The sequence below is a fragment of the Actinotignum sanguinis genome, assembly GCF_030230305.1.
GTDB lineage: Bacteria > Actinomycetota > Actinomycetes > Actinomycetales > Actinomycetaceae > Actinotignum > Actinotignum sanguinis.
The window spans coordinates 77,959-97,717 of the sequence record NZ_JASPCQ010000002.1 but is presented as its reverse complement, the minus strand read 5'-3'; the positions used below and the strand labels follow the sequence as shown (position 1 = coordinate 97,717).

The following is a 19,759-nucleotide window of genomic DNA, read 5'->3' as shown; positions in this document are numbered from 1 at the left end:
TTTTCTGTCGTAACCTCATGCCATCATTCAGGTATGAATGAGATACTGCCAGAAGATGTCCAGGTAGCCCTATCCCTCGGCCCGCCGCCAGGTTCCGTGCTGGATCTGGCCTATTCGCGGTGGCCGCTTCGGATAGCTACCCTTAGTTGGTACCTACCCGCCTCCGGCGGGTAGTGAAATGAGTACGCGCGCTTCCACTTTCTTGGTATTTTAAGTGTGAAGTGCCCCGGGTCATGATCCCGTCGTGGCCATCGCTCGTTACGGAAGGAATACTCATGAGCGAACAGAATAACCAGTTCCCTGATAATAACCCCGGTTATGGTCAGCAGAGCGCCCAGCCGGAACAGCAGTCCTACCAGCAGGGTTTTGATCAGCAGAATCAGCAAACCCAGCAGAATCAGGCGCAGGGCCAGGGCTATATTCCCGCCCCGCAGCAGGGCCAGTGGGCGCCTTCGGCGTACTCGGCGCCGGGCTACGGCTACCCGCCCCAGCCCCAGCAGCCGCAGAATCCCTCCGGCTTCGCGGCACTGTTCTCCACGAACTTCTCCACCCGGGTGGCGCGGTCCATCGCACCGATCATCATGATCCTCGCCTTCATTGTGGCCGGCTGCCACGTGCTCGTCTCGCTTTTCGCGATGATTAGCGTCTTTGGCGAATACACGCCTGCCATGGTTGCGCTTGCCGGAGTTCTCAGCTTCCTCCTCAGCCTCGTGGTTGCTGTCCTTATTATTGGCGGTGCCCGGTTGCTCTGCGAAGCAGCCATCAAAGACGAACAGTAGTCGGAGCGCAGCACACTACCGCCGGGCCCTCCGGAGCTAAAAATCCGGATACCCAAGCTGGCGAAACCCACCAGCGGGCTGATACATCGCGATGTATCAGCCCGCTGCGTCGTCGTAAGAATGTGTGGGTACCCTAAAACAAGGGGCATCTACTCTGCGGGTAGGTAGCGTTGCCTAGTTATTTCGCATTTGGGTGCTCGGTGCACCATACTGTGGCTATGACGTCTTACCGCCTTATTGCTTTTGACTTGGACGATACCCTGGCACCTTCCAAATCCGCGCTCCCGGAACGCATGGCGCGGGCCCTGCGGGCACTGCTCGATACGTACGACGTGTGCGTGATTTCCGGCGGCCAATTCGGACAGTTCGAAAGCCAACTCCTGGAAGGACTAGACGGCACCCCCGCAGAGCTTGCGCGTCTCCACCTCATGCCCACCTGCGGAACCCGCTACCTCGTTCACGAGGACGGAGCGTGGCGCGATGTGTACGTCCGTAACCTCACCGCGGAAGAACGTCGGGATGCCGCTCTGGCCCTGGAAGAAGAAGCACGGCGGCTCGGGCTGTGGGAAAGTAGCACCTGGGGCGAGATCCTGGAAGACCGCGGATCCCAGGTGACCTTTTCCGCGCTCGGGCAAAGCGCCCCGCTGGAAGCGAAACGCGCCTGGGATCCGAGCGGGGAAAAGAAAAACGCGCTGCGAGAAGCTGTCGCAGCGCGTCTGCCGCACCTGGAGGTGCGCTCGGGCGGTTCAACGTCCGTGGATATTACCCGCAAGGGCGTGGATAAAGCCTACGGAATTGCGGAATTATCCAAGCAAACCGGTATCCCCATCGCCCACATGCTCTTCGTGGGGGACCGCCTCGACCCCGCCGGAAACGACTACCCCGTTACCCGGCTCGGCATCGATACCCACGCGGTGCGGGACTGGACCGATACTGCCGACTTCATTGAGGAACTGGTGGGGCTGGCCTAGACCGTTGCGTGTGTGGCCTAGGCGAGCGGGCATAACGCAGTGGGCTTAGGCAACTTGGCTTAGGCAACTTGGCTTAGGCGAGGGAACTGAGCTGGGCCGGAACGAAGGAACCCCAGCCCTGCTGCCGCAGGGCCGCGCGTAATTCCTCCATGGCCGCATCCAATTCGGTGCCGGGAACATCCTTGCGTGCCGATGCGAAACTGGTGACGTTTTCCGAATCAGCCGGAATAACATGCAGGTGTGTATGAGGTACCCCGAGTCCGGCGATGACGAGCATCGCCCGCTCCACGCCGAAAGCCGCGATCTGGGCCTTGCCAATACGCTTAGCCACGATGAAGAGATGCGCGGCTGTATCGTCGTCAAGATCGGTGAAACGGTCAATTTCCGCGCGCGGAACAACTAGCACATGGCCGCGGGCGTGCGGCTCAAGAGTTGCGAAAGCAACGCAGACGTCGTCGGCCCAAACAAAACGACCCGGAATCTCGCCGGCAATAATTTTTGAAAAGACACTCATGGTGCCAGTCTAGTCACCGCTGTGGACGACCTGAGATTTGTCGGAGGAGAGAGCTACAATTGACCGAAGTCGACCGTCGAAAAGGAGTACCCTTGAGCGCTGAGGATATGACCCAGTTCCGCTACACCGCAGAACTGGCTAATGAGATCGAAGCCCACTGGCAGGAACGCTGGGAAGAGGAAGGTGCCTTCTACGCCGCGAACCCGGTTGGGGATCTCGCGGGGGATACCTCGGCGCCGAAGTTCTTCATCCAGGACATGTTCCCCTATCCGTCCGGGCGCGGCCTGCACGTGGGCCATCCGCTCGGCTATATTGCCACGGATACCGTGGCCCGCTACCACCGCATGAAGGGTGAGAACGTCCTCTACACCATGGGCTATGACGCCTTCGGACTTCCCGCCGAACAGTTCGCGGTGCAAAATGGCAAGCACCCGGCTATCACCACCGCGGAAAATATTGCCAATATGGCAGCTCAGCTGCATCGCCTCGGGCTTTCCCACGATTCACGGCGGGTTTTCTCCACCACAGATATTGATTACGTGAAGTGGACCCAATGGATTTTCACCAAGGTGTTTAATTCCTGGTTTGACCCGGATTACCCGCGCCGGGACGGGCGTGGCAACGGAGCGGCCCGGCCCATTGCGGAACTCGAAGCGAAATTCGCCAGTGGGGAAAAGGCCACGCCGGATGGTCGGCCCTGGGAGGCGCTCTCCAGGAAAGAAAAAGCGGATGCGCTCAGCGAGTACCGCCTGGTTTATATCAAGGAAGCCCCGGTTAATTGGTGTCCGGGGCTGGGAACGGTGCTTGCCAATGAGGAAGTCACCGCGGAAGGCCGGTCCGAACGCGGTAACTTCCCGGTGTTCCGGCGCAATCTTGCCCAGTGGATGATGCGGATTACCGCCTATGCGGACCGCCTGGTGAGTGACCTGGACACCATTGACTGGCCGGATAAAGTGCGGGCCATGCAGCAGAACTGGATCGGGCGCTCCCACGGCGCCACGGTTCGTTTTGAGCTTTCTGACGGCTCCGGGCGGGTCCTGGATGTTTATACCACCCGCCCCGATACTCTCTTCGGGGCCAGCTTCATGGCCGTTGCTCCCGAACATGAGGCCTTGGGCGGAAGTGAAGCGGGTACGGATACGGATGCGCAGGCACTCCGGGTTCCCGATAGCTGGCCGGAAGGCACCCGCGCAGAATGGACTGGCGGATACGCCACTCCGCGCGCAGCGGTTGCGGCCTACCGGGCGCGCGCCGCCGCGAAATCGGATATGGAACGCACCTCGGATACTCACGAAAAGACCGGCGTTTTCTCCGGGCTCTTCGGGATTAATCCGGTCAACGGCGCCAAGGTTCCGGTTTTCGTGGCGGATTATGTGCTGGTCGGTTACGGAACCGGTGCCATTATGGCGGTTCCTGCCCATGATGATCGCGACTGGGCTTTCGCGCGCGAATACAATCTGGACGTTATCCGCACCATCGGCCCGGCGGAGGATCCGTACGGCCCGGACCTGGAAGAGGGTGCCTACACCGGGGATGGCATCCTCGTTGATTCCGCCAATGAGGAAATCTCCCTCAACGGCATGACGAAATCCGAATCCATGGCCGCTATTATCGCCTGGCTGGAAGAACGCGGTGCCGGAACCGCCACCGTCACCTACCGCCTGCACGATTGGCTTTTCTCCCGCCAGCGCTACTGGGGTGAGCCCTTCCCGATTGTTTGGGATGAGGAGGGTATTGCGCACGCGCTACCCGAATCGATGCTCCCCTTGGAGCTGCCCGAAATGGAAGACTTCTCGCCGGCGTCTTACGATGCCGACGACGCAAATTCACTGCCCCAACCTCCGCTGGAACGCAACCCGGAATGGGTGAATGTGGAGCTTGACCTGGGTGATGGTCTCAAGAAGTACCGCCGCGAAACCAATACCATGCCGCAGTGGGCAGGTTCGTGCTGGTACGAATTGCGCTATGTGGATCCCACCAATTCGGATAGCTTCTGCGCCCCGGAAAACGAAGCCTACTGGATGGGCCCGCGTCCCGAGGCCGGTAACACTTCCGGAGGGGTGGATTTGTACGTGGGCGGCGTCGAACACGCGGTGCTCCACCTGCTCTACGCGCGTTTCTGGCACAAGGTCCTCTTTGACCTGGGTTATGTTTCCTCTTCGGAGCCTTTCCACAAGCTCTTCAACCAGGGCTACGTACAGGCATATGCCTATACCGATGCTCGCGGGGCCTACGTGCCGGCCGATGAGGTAGAAGAACGCGAAGAAAACGGCGAAACGGTCTTCTACTACCGGGGGGAGAAGGTCAACCGGGAATACGGGAAGATGGGCAAGTCCCTCAAGAACATCATCACACCTGATGATATGGCTGATCAGTACGGTGCGGATACGTTCCGCGTCTACGAAATGTCCATGGGTCCGCTTGATGTTTCCCGGCCCTGGGATACCCGCGCGGTGGTAGGTTCGCAGCGCTTCTTGCAGCGGCTGTGGCGCAATATCGTTGATGAGCGCACCGGCGAGGTGACGGTCAGTGACGCGGCTCCGGATACCGAAACCGCTAAGCTCCTGGCCCGCACCATCGCGGGAGTGGCTGATGATTACGATCATATGCGTATCAACACCGCGATCTCCAAGCTCATTGTTCTCAATAACCATCTCACCGGGCTGACGGCGGTACCGCGGGAAGCTGCCTGCGCTATCGTGGCCATGGTGGCACCGGTGGCCCCCCATATTGCCGAAGAACTCTGGGCACGTTTGGGTAATAGCGGCCTGGTCGCGCGCGCTGCGTTCCCGCAGGTTAGCGACGCAGCGCTGCTGGTGGATGACACCGTGACCTGCGTGGTGCAGGTGAAGGGTAAGGTCCGCGCCCGTCTGGAGGTACCCCAGGATATTTCCGATGCGGATCTGACCGCCCGGGCCCTGGCTGAAGAACGGGTGCAGGCCTTCCTGGAGGGCGAACCGCGCAAGATTATTGTGCGTGCTCCGGGACTCATCAATATCGTTCCCTAAAGCGGAACGCAGGCAAGTCTCAGGCTCTGCTGGGGTCCGAGCCTGAAATGCTCGTTCACGCCCGTGAAGTGGGCGCCAATCCAAGGGGAGGAACCCGCGGGAGTAAGGAGGAATATCGTGGCACGTATGCGAATCACAGCGCAGGACTTTGACGGTAACCCGGCGTGGCTTCTTAGCGCACCGGGCGGAGCCAGCGCCCTCGTAGCTGCACGCGGGGCCACCCTCCTCTCCTGGAGTCCCGACGGGGAGGTGTTTTCCGGATACCGTAACGGTGCCGAACTGGAGGAGGCAGATGGGGGGCGTGGGCTTATCGAAGCCCCCTGGGTGGGGCCTCTCGCCGGCGGGTGCTACACCTGGGATGGGCAGAGCTACCGCCTCGAAGCGGATACCACCGGGCGGTGCTTGCGGGTCCACAGCTGCGAATTCCGGCGGGAACGCTCCGCAGATGCGCTTATTTTGCGCGCGGAGCTTCCCGCGGTAGCGGGCTACCCGTGGCCCGTGGGAATCCAAGTGGTCTATGCGCTGGGGGATTCCAGCGCGGGAACCCATCATCTTTCCGTCAGTCTGGAAGTGACGAACCGGGGTGAGAGCTGCGCCCCGGTGGCGGTCGCGTGGAACGGCTACTTGCGTTTCCCGCAGCTCGCTTCCATTTCAAAAATGTCGACGACGGTTAGTGCGCGCACCAAGATCGCAGCCGATGCCCACGGAATCCCGGCTCCCGGCGATGCCGCGCTCACGGGGGTAAGCACCCCCGTGGAGTGGCCGGTACTCGGAGCTAGCCGTATCGACTCCACCTTCACCTCGCTGGTGCCCACCAGTGACGGAGTCGTGGCAACCGTGCTGACCGATCCAGCTCGCGAACGCGATATCATCCTCGCCCAGGAACCGAGCGAAGCACCCTATGTGCGGCTATGGACCGGGGATACTCTGGAACGCGGGGCCCGGGAAGCTCTCCTGGTTGCCCCGGCCTCTGCCTTGCCCAATGCTTTTAATCGTTCGGATCAAGTGGGGCGCGTGGCGCTAGCGCCGGGCCAGTCCCGCAGCCTCACCGTCACCATAAGCTATCCGGCTACCTCTGCTCCGTATGCCCGAAAGTAAGCGGAATCCGCGCTAGCGCCGCCGCCCGAAAATCGAATTAATAATTGAACGGCCGAGTGACCTTCCGGCACTGCGCACCACCGAATCAATTGCGGCATCGCGGCGCCGGGCCTGCCGTTGCGCCTCCTTCTCGGCATTCCGTTGGGCCTGCCGAGCCTGACGCTCCGCTTCCCGCTCCGCGGCCGCCAGTTTTTTCTCCGCCTCGCGGGCAGCTTTCTTCGCCGCGGCTTCCGCGGCCCGCCGCTGCTCTTCAGCTTCTTTAGCAGCCACCGCGGCAGCTTCTCGTTGCGCGCGCCGCGCGGCAACAGCGCGGGCAGCACCTTCGCTTGCGGTATCCCCGGCTATAGGAGCAGGCCGGGGTGTGGTGCCAAGAGCGGTGCTCAACGCGGCCGGTCCGGCTGGGCCCATGATAGAGCGCGGCGCCCAGAGCCGGGTAGGGGCCACGGCCGTAGGGGCGCCGTCGTCGCCCAAACCTGTAACCACAGCCTCGCCGGTGCCGAGCGCGGGTAGCACGGCCGCTATATCGAGGGGTGAGAAGGGGAAGGTTTTTGCTGTTTCCTTGAGAATCTTCACGTCCTTGGGCGTGTGGGCGCGCAGCGCGTGGTGAATGCGGGTGCCCAGCTGCGCGAGCACCGATTCGGGAATATCCTGCGGCGTTTGAGTCACGAAGAAAACGCCTACACCTTTCGAGCGGATGAGGCGCACCACGCGGGTAACCTCGTCCACGAAATTCCGGGAAGCGCCCGAGAACAGCAGATGCGCTTCGTCGAAGAAGAACACCAGGCGGGGCAGGGGAGTATCGCCCACTTCGGGAAGATCGGAAAAGAGCCGACTGAGTATCCACATGGTGAAAGTGGAGAAAAGTTCGGGCATATCGCGCACGTCGGGAAGTTCGAGGGCGGAGATAACACCGCGTTCGCCTTCGTGGGCGATGAGCTCGCTGGGGCTAAAGGACGGGCGCTGGAAGAACATGTCTCCGCCCTGCGCAGCCAGGGCTGATACCTCGCGCAGAATCACCCCGGCGGTGGCGGTCGATACCCCGCCAATACCGGATAGCTCCGCCTTCCCCGCCGTGGTCAAATAATGAAGTACCTCGCGCAGATCCTCCAGGGTGTACAAGTGCAGATTCTCTTTTTCCGCCCACGCGAAAACCAAGGCCAGCGCCGATTCCTGGGTGTCATTTAGTTTCAGGGCCCGGGCTAAGAGCAAAGCACCGAAATCTTCCACCGTGGAACGTAGCGGCACCCCGGTTGATTCGGTGAGGGAATACAGGTGGAGCGGGAACGAGGCACCGGACCAATCCTGCCCTAAAGCTCGGGTGCGGGCCGTGAGCTTATCGGAAGCCACGCCCGCTTCGCACAGGCCCGACAGATCTCCTTTAATATCGGTGAGGAAAACGGCCACTCCGGCCGCGCTCAGCTGTTCGGCCAGCAGCTGGAGAGTACGAGTTTTCCCGGTTCCGGTTGCTCCGCACACCAGGCCGTGCCGGTTGAAACTAGCGAAGGGCAGCCGCACCAGAACATCGGGGCGCGGATTCCCAGCCGGGTCCAGGTAGGCGCCCAGGGTGAGAGCCGGGCCCGATATCTGGTAGCTGCGGGCAACCTCGCTCGCGTAATCCTCACCGGTGCTTTCTGGCGATTGTTCCGGCGACGCCGCCGCCGGCTGCGCCGGTGAGCGCTTCTCTGCCGCGGTGGCGGTGGTTATGGTGTCCGCGCCGTCCGCGCCTTCCGCTCCTGCCGTGGCATCGGCGGCGGTGGCTACTGCCGGGGAGGCTGCGGCGGCAAGTGCGGCATCGAGGCGGGCCTGGGCGAGTTCGGCTTCGGCGCGGGCAGCTTTGGCAGCGGCTTCGGCCGCTTGGGCACGCAGGCGAGCAATATCGGCGTCGTTCATACCAATATTGTAGAGCGGGCAATGGCCGTGGCTATCCACAGCTCGGCAAACGTTAGCGTTATCCCCAGGCCAGTGGGGCTGCCAACGCTGGGTGTGCCTCGGTGTGCATGATAGCCCCATGAATGCTTCTCTGCCTCGCCCTGCCCCGCGCCTGAGTCTGCCCTTTAACGATCCTCTCAACGAAACCCGCGGGGATCCGGGTGCGGGTGCGCCGCCCGGCCAGAGCCCGGTACGGGATTTCGCCACGCTGGCCCTCGGTGCGGGCACCGGCGAGGATATCGCCGTGCTCACCACACCCGCGCAATCATCGCGGTGGCGGTGGTCACCCCGCGCGTTGGGCGCCTTTGCTATAGCTTTGCTGGGCGGGCTGCTCATTCTCGGGCTGCTGGTATGGCTCGGGCGCGGTGGTGGTCCCGTTTCCGCCAACCCCGCAGCGGTGCCACCGGGAAGCAGTGTGGCCAGTTCGGGTTCCAACACGGAAAATCCGGCTGTGGTATCTACCGATCCGCAGGCTTCGCCGGGCCCTTCGCACGGCCGGGTAATGGGTAGCACACCTGGGCCGGCTGGCCCTACCGCGGGAGAATCCGCTCCCGCAACCATCGTTGCCTATATTTCTGGTGAAGTGGCCACTCCGGGAGTGTATAGCGCTCCCGGTGGGGCACGTGTCAATGACCTCGTGGAATTAGCCGGTGGGCTCACCCCGAATGCGGATGGCGCCGCGATCAATCTTGCCGAACCGGTAGCGGATGGCTCCCATATTCATATTCCCGCTCCCGGTGAAGCACCGCGAGCACGCATCGGCTCTGGAGCTAGCACAAGCCCGGGTGGGAGCGGTGGTAGCGCAGGTGGGAATAGCGGTGGGGCGGGCGGCGGCGCGGCCGGTGGGGATAAAGCATCTGGGAAAGCCGGCTCGGGTGCCCTGATCAACCTTAATACCGCCTCAGCCAGCGACTTGGAGAGCCTCCCCGGGGTTGGCCCGGCTACCGCTCGGGATATCCTCACCTGGAGGGAAAACAACGGCCCCTTTACCGCTCCGGAAGATCTTCTTGAGGTCCCCGGTATTGGACCAGCTAAATTTAATAAGCTTTCCGCGCTGGTGACAGTATGATCCGCAAGCTCGATGTCCCGCGCAGTCGCAGTGCCAGGGGCAAGCGCAGCGATCTGTGCAAGCCTAGGGTGTTCGGCGATCCCCGCACTCGCAGAAGCCAGCGAAGTTCGCATTGCGCGCATGCGGGCCACGGTCAGGATATGCGCCTCCTTCCATCAGCCGCCGCGGCCCTGGGCGGGGCGTGGGCGGCGCTGAGCGGGTATGCGCACTTCGGATTCCTCGGTGCTGCCCTGTGCATCGTGGCAGCTTGGGCAGTAACCGGGTATGCCCGGGCGCATCCCGGCCGGCGCGGGAAAGCAAGCGGGGTGGTTTTGAGTATCCTCGCGGTGGCGTGCACGCTGGGTGCTACCAGTATCGCCGGGCTGCTCGCCCTCTCTGCCGCGCATATCCCGGCAGTCAGGGGAAGCGTGGAACTGGATGCCTATGTCATGACCCGCCCGGAACCCTCCACTATGCCGTGGGGAGAAGAAAAATGCACGGCGCTGCTGCGCCCCGCAAAGATCACCACCGCTGGCCCGAACGGGGTGCAGCTTGCCAGCGGCCCCCGCGCGCGAATCCGAGCGGAAGTTCCCTGCACAGCCCTGGCGGGTCAGCGCGTGTTTGGGCAGGGCCGACTCACCCCCGCGCACGGGCGGCGGGAAAGTGCCCGCTGGTCCGGGCCTGCCCTCCAAACACGCGGGAGTGGCGCGCTGAGCGCCGGCATCGTTCACCGCATCGATACCGCGCTTGCCACGCTGCTCTCCACCCGCCCTGAGCACGCCCGCGGCCTTATCCCCGGGGTCGCCCTCGGAGACGATAGCCGGGTATCCCCGGAACTGGAAGAAGCCATGCGCACAACGGCCCTTACCCATCTCATTGCGGTCTCCGGGGCTCATGTATCCCTTGTTCTCGGCATCATTATTATGGCGGTGGGCCGGGCCCGGCCCCTGCGTACCGCGTTAGCGGGAGTGGTGGGTTTAGGTGGACTGGTTATTCTGGTGGGACCCGCGCCCTCGGTTATCCGGGCGGCACTCATGGGCCTGGTGGTTCTCGCAGCAGTGGGAATGAACCGCCGAAGCCAAGCTATCAATGCCCTGAGCTGCGCGAGCATCACCGCTGCCCTCATTGATCCGTGGCTCGCAACCGGCTACGGTTTCCTGCTCTCCGCCAGTGCCACCCTCGGAATTATCTGCGGAGGATACCCGCTTACGGAACACCTCAGCAGGTTCTTCCCGGCCGCACTCGCCCGGGTCGTTGCCATTCCGCTGGTGGCCCAAATCTCCTGCCTACCCGTACTGCTCCTCTTCACCGAAGCTGGGTCGCTGTGGGCGGTTCCGGCTAATGCGCTTGTGGCACCCGTCGTCGCACCCCTCACTATTTTCGGACTTGTCGGGGCGCTCACCGCACCGCTGTTCCCGGTGCTCGCCGGCCTCGCCATCTCCTTTGCGCAACTGGCCACGTGGTGGATTGACCACGTAGCCCGCGCCCTTGCCTCCCTACCGGGATCGGGAATTCCCCTTGTCCTTGCCGGAATCGGTCATATATGTGCGGTCTTGGTGCTCCTGGTGATACCCCGCCTGAGCGCAATCCTGATTCTGGTGGCCGCCCTCGTGGCCCTCGGGCTATCACGAGGGCCGGGCGCTACCGTGATTCCCTCCAACTGGACGGCGGTGCAATGCGATGTGGGCCAGGGATCAGCTTTCCTCTACCGGGTGCGCGGATACACGATAATGATTGATGTTGGACCTCGCACTCCCGCCGCTGCTCGCTGCCTAAGCGATGCTCAGGTGAGTCATCTTGATCTCCTCATCCTCTCCCATTTTCACTCCGATCACGTGGAAGGGTTACGCGACGTTCTCAGCACCGCAACAATCAGCGCGGTATGGATATCTCCAAATTCCGCCCCGAAGCCCCAGTCCCGCACCGCACTCGACTTACTCGATTCCCATTCCATTCCGGTGAACGTGGTAGCCGCAGGAACAACCTTGCGGGTAGATGATGTTCCCATCGCCCGGATTCTTAGCCCGCATCCGGGTGCGCGTAGCATTCCCGAGGAAGCCAACGCGGATTCCCTCGTGATCCTCCTCGACGCTGATGGTGTGGACAGCCCGGGCCGGGCAGCTAACGCCGGCGCGAGCGGTGGCACTAGCCAGGCTGCTCAACGCATCGTGGTTCTCGGAGATGCGACTGCCCCGGCCCAAGAACGCCTCGTGGGGGCGGTCGGGCCGGTTGATATCGCCGTCGTCGCCCATCACGGAAGCGCGGACCAATCCGCGCGCCTCGCCCGTGAACTTGACCCCGCAATTGCCCTGATATCCGTGGGGGAGAATAGTTACGGGCATCCCTCCGCACGCGTCTATGAGCTTTATTCCGGTGCCCAGATTTATCCCACCCTCGCGTGCGGGGCAATCGCATGGGCGGAAGGGGACCTCGTTTCCGAATGCGAGGAGCCACCCACGCAGCCCACGCCACCCAAGCCACCCGCCGTGCAGCAGGTGGGTTATGACATGAGAGAATGGAGCTATGGCAGCCAAAGAACGCGCGGTCGGGTACGACGCTCTCCGCTTAGAACCGGTGATCCTCATCGTTGGCGCGGAACCGGTCCTTGCCGAGCGCGCCTGGGCCCGCCTCATCAGCCTTGCCCGCCAGGCGCACCCTGAGGTGCAGGTCGTGCGCGTGGACGCGGCAACCTATGAACGCGGGGCCCTCGCCCTGCACACCTCACCTTCACTTTTTGGTGACCATTGCATCGTCATCGTCACCGGCGCCGAACATATGAATGACGCGTTCCTCACGGAGATGCTCGCCTACCTACCGCAGCCCAATGCGGATATTCCCGTGATCATCCAGCACGGGGGAGGTACCCGCGGTAAAAAACTCCTTGACGCTATCGCGGCGGGTGGTTGGCAAGTAGCCCGGATCGAAAAAATCAAACGCGATGACGATAAGGCGCGCTTGGTGACAGCGGATGTGCGGGCCGCCGGGCGCAAAATCACGGACGGGGCGGTGCGGGCGCTCGTTGATGCACTCGGCCAGGACCTGCGCGAATTACTCAGTGCCACCTCCCAACTCCTCGCGGATGTGGAGGGGATGATCACCGAGGACCATATTCGGGATTTCTATGCCGGGCGCAATGAAGCAACACCCTTTGAGATCGCGGATGCTGCCTTGGCCGGGCGTACCGGCCAAGCTTTGGCACTGGCCCGCCACGCTTTCGCCACCCGGGTCAACCCGGTTCCCATCGTGGCGGCGCTCGCGGCGAAACTGCGCCAGCTCGCTATTGTCCAGGCGCCTGGCATCACCCAGCGAGAATTGAAAATGGCGCCCTGGCAGGCCCAACGGGCCCGCCGGGAAGCACGCGGGTGGAGCGATGCCGGACTCGGGCAAGCCATTCGAGCGGTGGCGCTCGCCGATGAACAGGTCAAGGGTGCCTCCCGCGACCCGCAGTTCGCTGTTGAACACGCGATTATCACCATCGGGCGCGCCCGGCGCACGCGGTAGCGACTAACCCGCACAGTCTCACGCTTGCCGGGGTGCTCAGGCCCCTTCGGGAAACGTGGAATAATAAGGAATGTCCCGCGGCGGCGCGACAATGGCGTATCTGGAGCGCCGCCCACGCAGACCGCAGCACGGTAGTGCTGTACTGAGGAGCACTTTATGCTTGTTGGAATACCACAAAGTACCCGCCCGGGTGACCCCCTGGTGGCGGGCACCCCCGATACCGTCGCCAAGCTCATCGCTTTGGGCTACGAGGTCGTGGTGGAAACGGGGGCGGGGGAGGCCTCGTCCTACCCCGATAGCCAATACGAAAGCGCGGGCGCACGCCTCGTTTCCGCGCAAGAAGCCTGGGCTGCGGATATTGTTTTAGCCACCGACGCCCCGGATGTGAGCTACCTTGACCGCATGAGCCGCGGCGCCACCCTCATTGCGCGTATGAACCCGGCCGGCTCGCCCGAGCTTATCGAGGAACTTTCGCGCCGTGAACTCACGGCCCTGGCGCTTGACGCAATTCCGCGTATTTCGCGCGCTCAGTCCATGGATGTACGTTCCTCGATGGCCAATATTTCCGGCTACCGTGCCGTTATCGAAGCAGCCTCCCACTTCGGGCGGCTTTTCACCGGGCAGGTTACCGCCGCCGGTAAGGTTCCCCCGGCCACCGTCTACGTTATTGGAGCGGGAGTTGCTGGGCTTGCGGCGGTTGGCACCGCCAATTCCATGGGTGCGATCGTCAAGGCAACGGACGTGCGTGCCGATGTTGCCGAACAGGTTCAGTCCATGGGTGCCGAATTCGTGGAGATCCCGGTACGCCAGGAATCCGCGGACGGTTACGCCCGTGAAATGACCGCGGATCAGGCCAACGCAGCCGGGGTGGTCTACGCCCGGGAAGCAGCCGCGGCGGATATTGTTATTACGACGGCGCTCATCCCCGGCAAGCCGGCCCCGCAACTATTGGACTCTGCGGCGGTAGCCGCCATGAAACCCGGCAGCGTCATCGTTGATTTGGCGGCGGCTAACGGCGGAAACGTGGCCGGTACTCGCCCGGGAGAAGTTGTCCACACCGAGAACGGCGTCACGATTATTGGCTACGAAGATCTTGCCCTACGCCTGCCCGGCCAAGCCTCGCAGCTTTTCGGGCAGAACCTCGTCAATTTCCTCAAACTCACCACCCCGGGTAAGGACGGCCAGCTGGTGCTGGATACCGAGGATGATATTGTGCGCGGTATTCTGGTCACCCTCGGGGGAGCGGTGGCCTGGCCGCCCCCGCCCATCAAGGTCTCGGCCGCGCCGGCTGCGCCTCCAGCGCCTCCCGCACCGCCGGCCGCCCCTGAACCGTCCCGCCCTAGCCCGTTGCGCTACCTGTGGGCCGGGCTGGCAGCGGCGGTAGCCCTGTGGATTCTCTTCACGGCCCCGCCGAGCATGACTTCGCATTTCATCGTCTTCATGCTGGCCTGCGTGGTGGGCTTCTACGTCATCACCTCGGTGACGCACGCGCTGCATACACCGCTCATGTCCGTAACGAACGCGATTTCCGGAATCATCGTGGTGGGGGCAATCCTCCAGCTCAGTTCGGGACATCTAGCCGTGACCATCCTTGCCGCTATTGCACTCACCCTCGCTTCCATCAATATTTTCGGTGGATTCTTGGTGACTGCGCGCATGCTGTCTATGTTTAAGAGGAGCTAAGCCGTGCTCACTACTATTAACGACGTCCTTGCCCTTGCCACCCCGAACTTGGGTGGTCTCAAGGTTGCTTTCAGCGTGCAAACTGTCGCCTACCTGGTGGCGGCCCTGCTCTTCATTCTCGCTCTGGCCGGGCTTTCCAAACAGGAAACCGCCGCGAAAGGTAATATTCTGGGCGCCATTGGAATGGTGTTGGCCCTGGTCGCCACCATTATCGTGGTTCTCGCTTTCCCCACGGAGGCTTCTTCCACTGTTGTTGTGCTGGTGCTCGTGCTCGCCCTCGTGGTGGGCGGCGGCATCGGGATTTGGAGGGCCCGCACCGTGGAAATGACGGGCATGCCCGAACTCATCGCTCTGCTTCATTCTTTCGTGGGCGCGGCAGCGGTGCTGGTGGGCTACAACTCTTTCCTCCAGCAACCCGGGGAAGATTTCTCCCCCACAAATGCCTTCCATATGGGCGAAGTGGGCTTGGCTGTGTTCATCGGCGCGATCACCTTCACCGGATCGGTATGCGCCTACCTGAAACTCGCGGGGAAGATTCCCGGCAAGCCGCTGGTGCTCCCGGCCCGTAATCTTCTCAATTTGCTGGCGATCCTGGCGTGCCTGGGGCTTATTATCTGGTTCGCCTGGACCCGCGGGGTAGGGGCCGGCCTCATTCCCCTCATCCTCATCACGATTATTGCGCTGCTGCTCGGGGCACATATGGTGCTCGCGATCGGCGGTGGTGATATGCCCGTCGTCGTATCAATGCTCAATTCCTACTCGGGCTGGGCGGCAGCGATGGCTGGCTTCACCCTCGGCAATGACCTCCTCATCATCACCGGAGCGCTGGTGGGGTCCTCGGGCGCGTATCTCTCCTACATCATGTGCAAGGCCATGAACCGTTCTTTCATTTCGGTGATCCTGGGCGGTTTTGGGTCCGACGGCGCAGTTACCGGAGAGGCGCGTGACTATGGCAGCCACACGGAAACCACCGCGGCGGAGGTGGCCCAAGAGCTCGCGGACGCCAGCTCGGTGATTATTGCTCCCGGTTACGGTATGGCCGTGGCCCAAGCCCAATATCCGGTGGCGGAGCTGACGAAGAAGCTGCGCGAGAACGGAACCGAGGTACGTTTCGCTATCCATCCGGTAGCAGGGCGCCTGCCCGGGCATATGAACGTGCTGCTGGCCGAAGCGAAAGTCCCCTATGACATCGTGGAGGAAATGGACGATATCAACGATTCCTTCGCGGATACCGATGTCGTGCTGGTTATCGGGGCGAATGACACGGTCAATCCTTCGGCTTCCGAGCCCGGTTCGCCTATCGCGGGTATGCCGGTGCTGCATGTCTGGGATGCCAAGAAGGTGATCGTATTCAAGCGGTCCATGGGCAATGCCGGCTATGCCGGGGTGCAAAACCCGCTGTTCTTTAATGAGAATACCGATATGCTGCTCGGCGATGCCAAGGCATCCGTGGATGCCATCAATGCGGCTTTCCCCGGTTAAGGTAGCCTCGCTCCCGCGCCCTAGCCCGGGCGTGGCCGGGGCAAGCTGAGCAACTATAACCGCTTAGGGAATCCCTCAGTTAGCGCAGGTGGCCGGAACACCTTTCAGGTTCCGGCCACCTGCGCTACGTGTATATCTAGCGACTCTTATAGATAAGTTTCTTTCAGGATTCTGACTTCAATTCGATTGTTGGATAGAAATATAACAAACCGTGATATGCGCTAAATGAAGTGTTGCAAAAGTGTAATAGGAAATTGATTTACGGTGAGTGTGACTCGTGTTACGGTGAAATCGTACCTGTAATAAGCGTCACAGGTATTCACATCTATGAAGGAATTGCTATGTCTATCAAAAGTTTCGCCGTACTTCCTGTTACTCTCGCTTTTGCCTGCGGCGGGTCTCTCCCGGCAGTTGTTGCTGGTGACGAGGTGCCGCAAGGGTCTCATGTTAATATGTCGATACCTACCAGTGAGGATGACGCTCTCGCGCAAGACTTGGCAAAGGTGCTTATTGAAGCGGAAAGCGTGCCACCAGATGGTCAGCTTCGAACAACGGGATCTTTGCGGTGGAAGGTGACGAAAGAGTCGTCGCAAGAACTCTCCCTCATGGGTAGGGAGCAGGGCTACGCTCCTCAGTTCCGAGTGACCGCAGGTTGGTATCTATACCTTTATCTCAACACGGACGAACATAAGCGGATTGGAATGGCTGTCGGTGGAGTGCTTGGAAATGCCATATGCGGTTCGTTGGGAGTTACGGGGGTTGGTGGCCTTGCCTGTGTAACCGTCTTGGCAACGTTTTCACGTTACCTTATGGAAAAAGGCGCACCTGGGCCGAATCAATGTGGAGAGCTTAGGTTGTTGTGGGGAGCGTTCACCCCGGTAGGTTATAAAATAATCAATCGTCCGTGCAATGAGATTTAAGGAGGGGGTATGCGTTCGAAGAGGTACTTCTATTTCTCGCAACTGGCACTTGGTGTCGTGTTGAGCTGCTTTGTACTGAATGTACTGAAGAGGCGTTCTTGGTATGACTACGCTCTTATCCCCGGCCTTGTCACTCTTGCGTTATTCGGCCTTGCTCTGTGGCACCGGCATCGTGAAAACGAAGTACGCGCTACACTGCGCCGTTTGGAAGCGGAACGCAAGCACGAGGAAGAAGAATGAGGGGAACTCGGGTTGCTGGGTGAGTGTCCATCTCGGTAGTTTATAAAAACATCAATCGTCCGTGCAATGAGATTTAAGGAGGAGGTATGCGCTCGAAGAGATATTTCATATGGGCAAGTTCGTGGCTCGGTGCAACGTTGGGTATCGTGATAATGGCTCTAGTGAGGGATAACCCGTGGTACGACTACGCTCTTATCCCCGGCCTTGTCACTCTTGCGTTATTCGGCCTTGCGCTGTGGCACCGGCATCGTGAAAACGAAGTACGCGCTACACTGCGCCGTTTGGAAGCGGAACGCCGCAGTTTGGAAGCGGACCGCGAGGGCGAGCACGAAGGAGAAGAATGAGAAAATTCGTGAGCGATATGAAAAGCGGCTGGAACGCCTAGGTTCCAGCCGCTTTTTCTAATTTCCTCTAAGTATCAGCGCGGTAGATATAAGAGATACAACCGCGCCGGAGGTCCGGCCTGCATGGCCGGGGCACAGCCTACTTGGCCAGTGCGTTCACGCGCTTAGCAAGCTTCGACTTGCGGTTCGCCGCTTGGTTGCGGTGAATAACACCCTTGGACACAGCCTTGTCCAGCTTGCGGGAGGCCGCGGCCAGGAGGGTTTCCGCTTCTTCGGCATTGCCGGCTTCCACGGCAAGGCGAGTCTTACGGATGTAGGTCTTCAGTTCCGACTTAACGGCCTGGTTGCGAAGGCGACGCTTCTCGTTCGTCAGAACGCGCTTCTTCTGCTGCTTGATATTAGCCAATGAAATATCTCTTTCGGTCAATCGCTAGGCGATAGATGAATATGGTCGGAGAGGGAAGCGTTCCTCGTAGGACTGCGGGCGTGGGGCACCCGTGGTTGTTACGAAAGAACAAGGACTTGCCACCCGACCGGTGAAAGTCCATCTCCAAACACTACCAGAATCAGGCGGTTTCGCGCGAGGTCCCGGTGTGAAACCCCTCTCCCGCGCGCTTGTCCAGTAGCGTGTTCAGGAACGTGGTGACAGCGGGAAGATTCGCGATGCGGCGCAGAATGACCGTGGCACCTGACGTCGTCGTCACAAGAAGGGAACCGGAGGTGCCGGTACCCGTAGGTTGCGCCTCCACCCGTGCCACCGCGGCGAGCGGAAGATCGTGCCCGAGCTTCGTGAATACCCCGCGCCGAGTGATAATCCGGCGGTTGGTAATACTCACGGTGCTCATATACCACTGCAGCCACGGCCACCCGGCTATCGCAATAAGCGTGAGAACCCCGGCCGCCACCACCAGCCACCCGGCCAGCGGCTGCCAACTACCTGGCAGCGCGACCACCCCGAGCACCGCGAGGAACACCACCGCCGCGGCACCGAGCGCCCGCGGCAACAAATGCCGGGCATCGGGGTGCATATGGACAAGGAGTTCTTCGCCGGTTCCGAGTAGTTTTTGCGACAGAGGCATACTGACCATCGTGCCACAAAGAAAACGCGGGCGTGCGAGGCGGCCGATAGCGCGTGGGGGATGCGACGCTGCGCGATACGGTACGACGCCGCGCCTAGCTGCCCGCGCCGTGCCTGCCTCAGCTATCCAAGCCGTAGCCGCGGGCGGTGAGCTCCAAGCACGCCAGTGATTCTTCATGCGAGGTGGCCTGCACCGAAATCATGAGCTCATCGGCCTGGGCATCCCGGGCGAACGTGCGCAGATACTCGCCCACCTCGGTCGCATTACCCACCGCGGTGTAGCGGAGCATATCGAGGATCTGGCGGCCCTGCGCGCTGTCCAGCACCGCAGCAAGATCCGCATCGGAAATATCGCGGCCGGGCGCCCCGCGCAACAGCATATTGCGAACCCGAGCCCGCTTGACCCGCTCAAATTCCCGCGCGGCAGCCTCCGACGTTTCCGCCGCGGTCACATTTACCGCCGCAATGACATAGGGGTGGGCAAGGGCTTCGGAGGGCTGGAAATTCTCCCGGTAGTGGGCGATAGCCTCGTGGAGCAGGCGCGGAGCGAAATGAGAAGCAAAAGAATAGGGTAGGCCCAGCTGCGCGGCCAGATCCGCCCCGAAAAGCGAAGAACCCAGAATAATGAGGGGGACGTGGGTGCCCTGGCCCGGATAGGCCGCCACGCCCGGTACCCGGGAAGTATCCCCGAGGAACCCCTGGAGTTCCATCACATCACGGGGGAAGTTCTCATAGGCGCTAGCATCGCGGCGCAGCGCGTAGAGGGTGCGGCTATCGGTGCCCGGTGCCCGCCCGAGCCCCAGATCGATACGGTTCGGGTACATCTCCGCAAGGGTCCCGAATTGTTCAGCAACGACGAGCGGAGAATGATTGGGGAGCATGACACCGCCCGCACCCAGCCGAATCCGTGCGGTGTGGGAGGCGACGTAGCCGATGATAATCGCGGGGGAGGAGGAGATCACCGTGGGCATATTGTGATGCTCGGTGTACCACACCCGGGTGTATCCCAAAGCCTCGGCGCGCTGGGCGAGGTCCACACAGCGGTGCAGGGCCGCGGCGGGGGCTTCGCCGTCGTACCGCGTAGCGAAATCTAACACTGACAAAGGAACATTCATGGCAACTCCCGTGACCGATATATCCATATCCATTATGGTCCAAGGACTA

Annotated in this window: 18 protein-coding genes; 13 read left to right on the top strand and 5 right to left on the bottom strand. The window is 61.6% G+C overall.

Annotated features, from left to right (window positions below; genetic code table 11):
- Nucleotides 1–33: 33 nt before the first annotated feature.
- From QP828_RS01620 to QP828_RS01610, 3 genes are all read left to right on the top strand, one after another.
- Nucleotides 34–174: a hypothetical protein gene (locus tag QP828_RS01620; protein WP_274734608.1), complete on the top strand. Its 141-nt coding sequence runs from the start codon at nucleotides 34–36 to the stop codon at nucleotides 172–174.
- Between the two features lie 101 nt (nucleotides 175–275).
- The gene (locus QP828_RS01615; RefSeq protein ID WP_016442886.1) at nucleotides 276–779 is read left to right on the top strand and encodes a DUF4282 domain-containing protein; all 504 of its coding nucleotides are present in this window, start codon (nucleotides 276–278) and stop codon (nucleotides 777–779) included.
- 218 nt (nucleotides 780–997) lie between these two features.
- Nucleotides 998–1,750, top strand: coding sequence for an HAD-IIB family hydrolase (locus QP828_RS01610; RefSeq protein WP_016442885.1), 753 nt, complete (start codon nucleotides 998–1,000; stop codon nucleotides 1,748–1,750).
- A 73-nt stretch (nucleotides 1,751–1,823) separates the two neighbouring features.
- Here the strand turns inward: QP828_RS01610 and QP828_RS01605 are convergent, their stop codons facing one another.
- Nucleotides 1,824–2,264 carry an HIT family protein gene (locus QP828_RS01605; RefSeq protein WP_016442884.1) on the bottom strand — a complete coding sequence of 147 codons (441 nt, stop codon included), beginning with the start codon at nucleotides 2,262–2,264 and terminating at the stop codon, nucleotides 1,824–1,826.
- Nucleotides 2,265–2,371: 107 nt separating this feature from the next.
- Here QP828_RS01605 and QP828_RS01600 point away from each other — a divergent pair, with 107 nt between their 5' ends.
- Together QP828_RS01600 and QP828_RS01595 are read left to right on the top strand one after the other, a co-directional pair.
- Nucleotides 2,372–5,272, top strand: a complete 2,901-nt coding sequence (locus QP828_RS01600; protein ID WP_274733123.1) for a leucine--tRNA ligase — start codon at nucleotides 2,372–2,374, stop codon at nucleotides 5,270–5,272.
- A gap of 126 nt (nucleotides 5,273–5,398) precedes the next feature.
- The gene (locus QP828_RS01595) at nucleotides 5,399–6,370 is read left to right on the top strand and encodes an aldose 1-epimerase (protein WP_279058457.1); all 972 of its coding nucleotides are present in this window, start codon (nucleotides 5,399–5,401) and stop codon (nucleotides 6,368–6,370) included.
- A 12-nt stretch (nucleotides 6,371–6,382) separates the two neighbouring features.
- Here QP828_RS01595 and QP828_RS01590 read toward each other — a convergent pair whose 3' ends face one another.
- On the bottom strand, nucleotides 6,383–8,260 hold the full coding sequence (locus tag QP828_RS01590; RefSeq protein ID WP_039899032.1) for a helicase HerA-like domain-containing protein: 1,878 nt from the start codon (nucleotides 8,258–8,260) through the stop codon (nucleotides 6,383–6,385).
- Nucleotides 8,261–8,378: 118 nt separating this feature from the next.
- Here QP828_RS01590 and QP828_RS01585 point away from each other — a divergent pair, with 118 nt between their 5' ends.
- From QP828_RS01585 to QP828_RS01550, 8 genes are all read left to right on the top strand, one after another.
- A complete protein-coding gene (locus QP828_RS01585; protein WP_016442880.1) occupies nucleotides 8,379–9,368 on the top strand; it encodes a ComEA family DNA-binding protein in 990 nt (329 codons plus the stop codon).
- A gap of 140 nt (nucleotides 9,369–9,508) precedes the next feature.
- Nucleotides 9,509–12,007: a ComEC/Rec2 family competence protein gene (locus QP828_RS01580; RefSeq protein WP_196800260.1), complete on the top strand. Its 2,499-nt coding sequence runs from the start codon at nucleotides 9,509–9,511 to the stop codon at nucleotides 12,005–12,007.
- Nucleotides 11,922–12,848, top strand: coding sequence for a DNA polymerase III subunit delta (gene holA / locus QP828_RS01575; protein WP_231366734.1), 927 nt, complete (start codon nucleotides 11,922–11,924; stop codon nucleotides 12,846–12,848). The genes QP828_RS01580 and holA overlap by 86 nt, the downstream gene beginning before the upstream one ends.
- Nucleotides 12,849–13,004: 156 nt before the next feature.
- On the top strand, nucleotides 13,005–14,531 hold the full coding sequence (locus QP828_RS01570; RefSeq protein WP_016442877.1) for a Re/Si-specific NAD(P)(+) transhydrogenase subunit alpha: 1,527 nt from the start codon (nucleotides 13,005–13,007) through the stop codon (nucleotides 14,529–14,531).
- Between the two features lie 3 nt (nucleotides 14,532–14,534).
- Nucleotides 14,535–16,013 (top strand): Re/Si-specific NAD(P)(+) transhydrogenase subunit beta, encoded by a 1,479-nt coding sequence (gene pntB, locus QP828_RS01565; protein ID WP_375712888.1) that lies wholly within the window; start codon nucleotides 14,535–14,537, stop codon nucleotides 16,011–16,013.
- A gap of 341 nt (nucleotides 16,014–16,354) precedes the next feature.
- On the top strand, nucleotides 16,355–16,933 hold the full coding sequence (locus QP828_RS01560; RefSeq protein ID WP_274733019.1) for a hypothetical protein: 579 nt from the start codon (nucleotides 16,355–16,357) through the stop codon (nucleotides 16,931–16,933).
- 9 nt (nucleotides 16,934–16,942) lie between these two features.
- On the top strand, nucleotides 16,943–17,173 hold the full coding sequence (locus tag QP828_RS01555; protein ID WP_274733021.1) for a hypothetical protein: 231 nt from the start codon (nucleotides 16,943–16,945) through the stop codon (nucleotides 17,171–17,173).
- Between the two features lie 152 nt (nucleotides 17,174–17,325).
- Nucleotides 17,326–17,517 (top strand): hypothetical protein, encoded by a 192-nt coding sequence (locus tag QP828_RS01550; protein ID WP_274733023.1) that lies wholly within the window; start codon nucleotides 17,326–17,328, stop codon nucleotides 17,515–17,517.
- A 139-nt stretch (nucleotides 17,518–17,656) separates the two neighbouring features.
- Here QP828_RS01550 and rpsT read toward each other — a convergent pair whose 3' ends face one another.
- The 3 genes from rpsT to QP828_RS01535 all read right to left on the bottom strand — a co-directional run bounded on the left by rpsT (nucleotide 17,657) and on the right by QP828_RS01535 (nucleotide 19,737).
- Entirely contained in the window at nucleotides 17,657–17,923 is a 267-nt protein-coding gene (rpsT, locus tag QP828_RS01545) for a 30S ribosomal protein S20 (RefSeq protein ID WP_016442875.1), read from the bottom strand.
- A 160-nt stretch (nucleotides 17,924–18,083) separates the two neighbouring features.
- Complete coding sequence (locus tag QP828_RS01540; protein WP_274733025.1) at nucleotides 18,084–18,596, bottom strand: PH domain-containing protein; 513 nt, start codon at nucleotides 18,594–18,596, stop codon at nucleotides 18,084–18,086.
- Between the two features lie 118 nt (nucleotides 18,597–18,714).
- Complete coding sequence (locus QP828_RS01535) at nucleotides 18,715–19,737, bottom strand: LLM class flavin-dependent oxidoreductase (RefSeq protein WP_279058598.1); 1,023 nt, start codon at nucleotides 19,735–19,737, stop codon at nucleotides 18,715–18,717.
- Nucleotides 19,738–19,759: the final 22 nt, after the last annotated feature.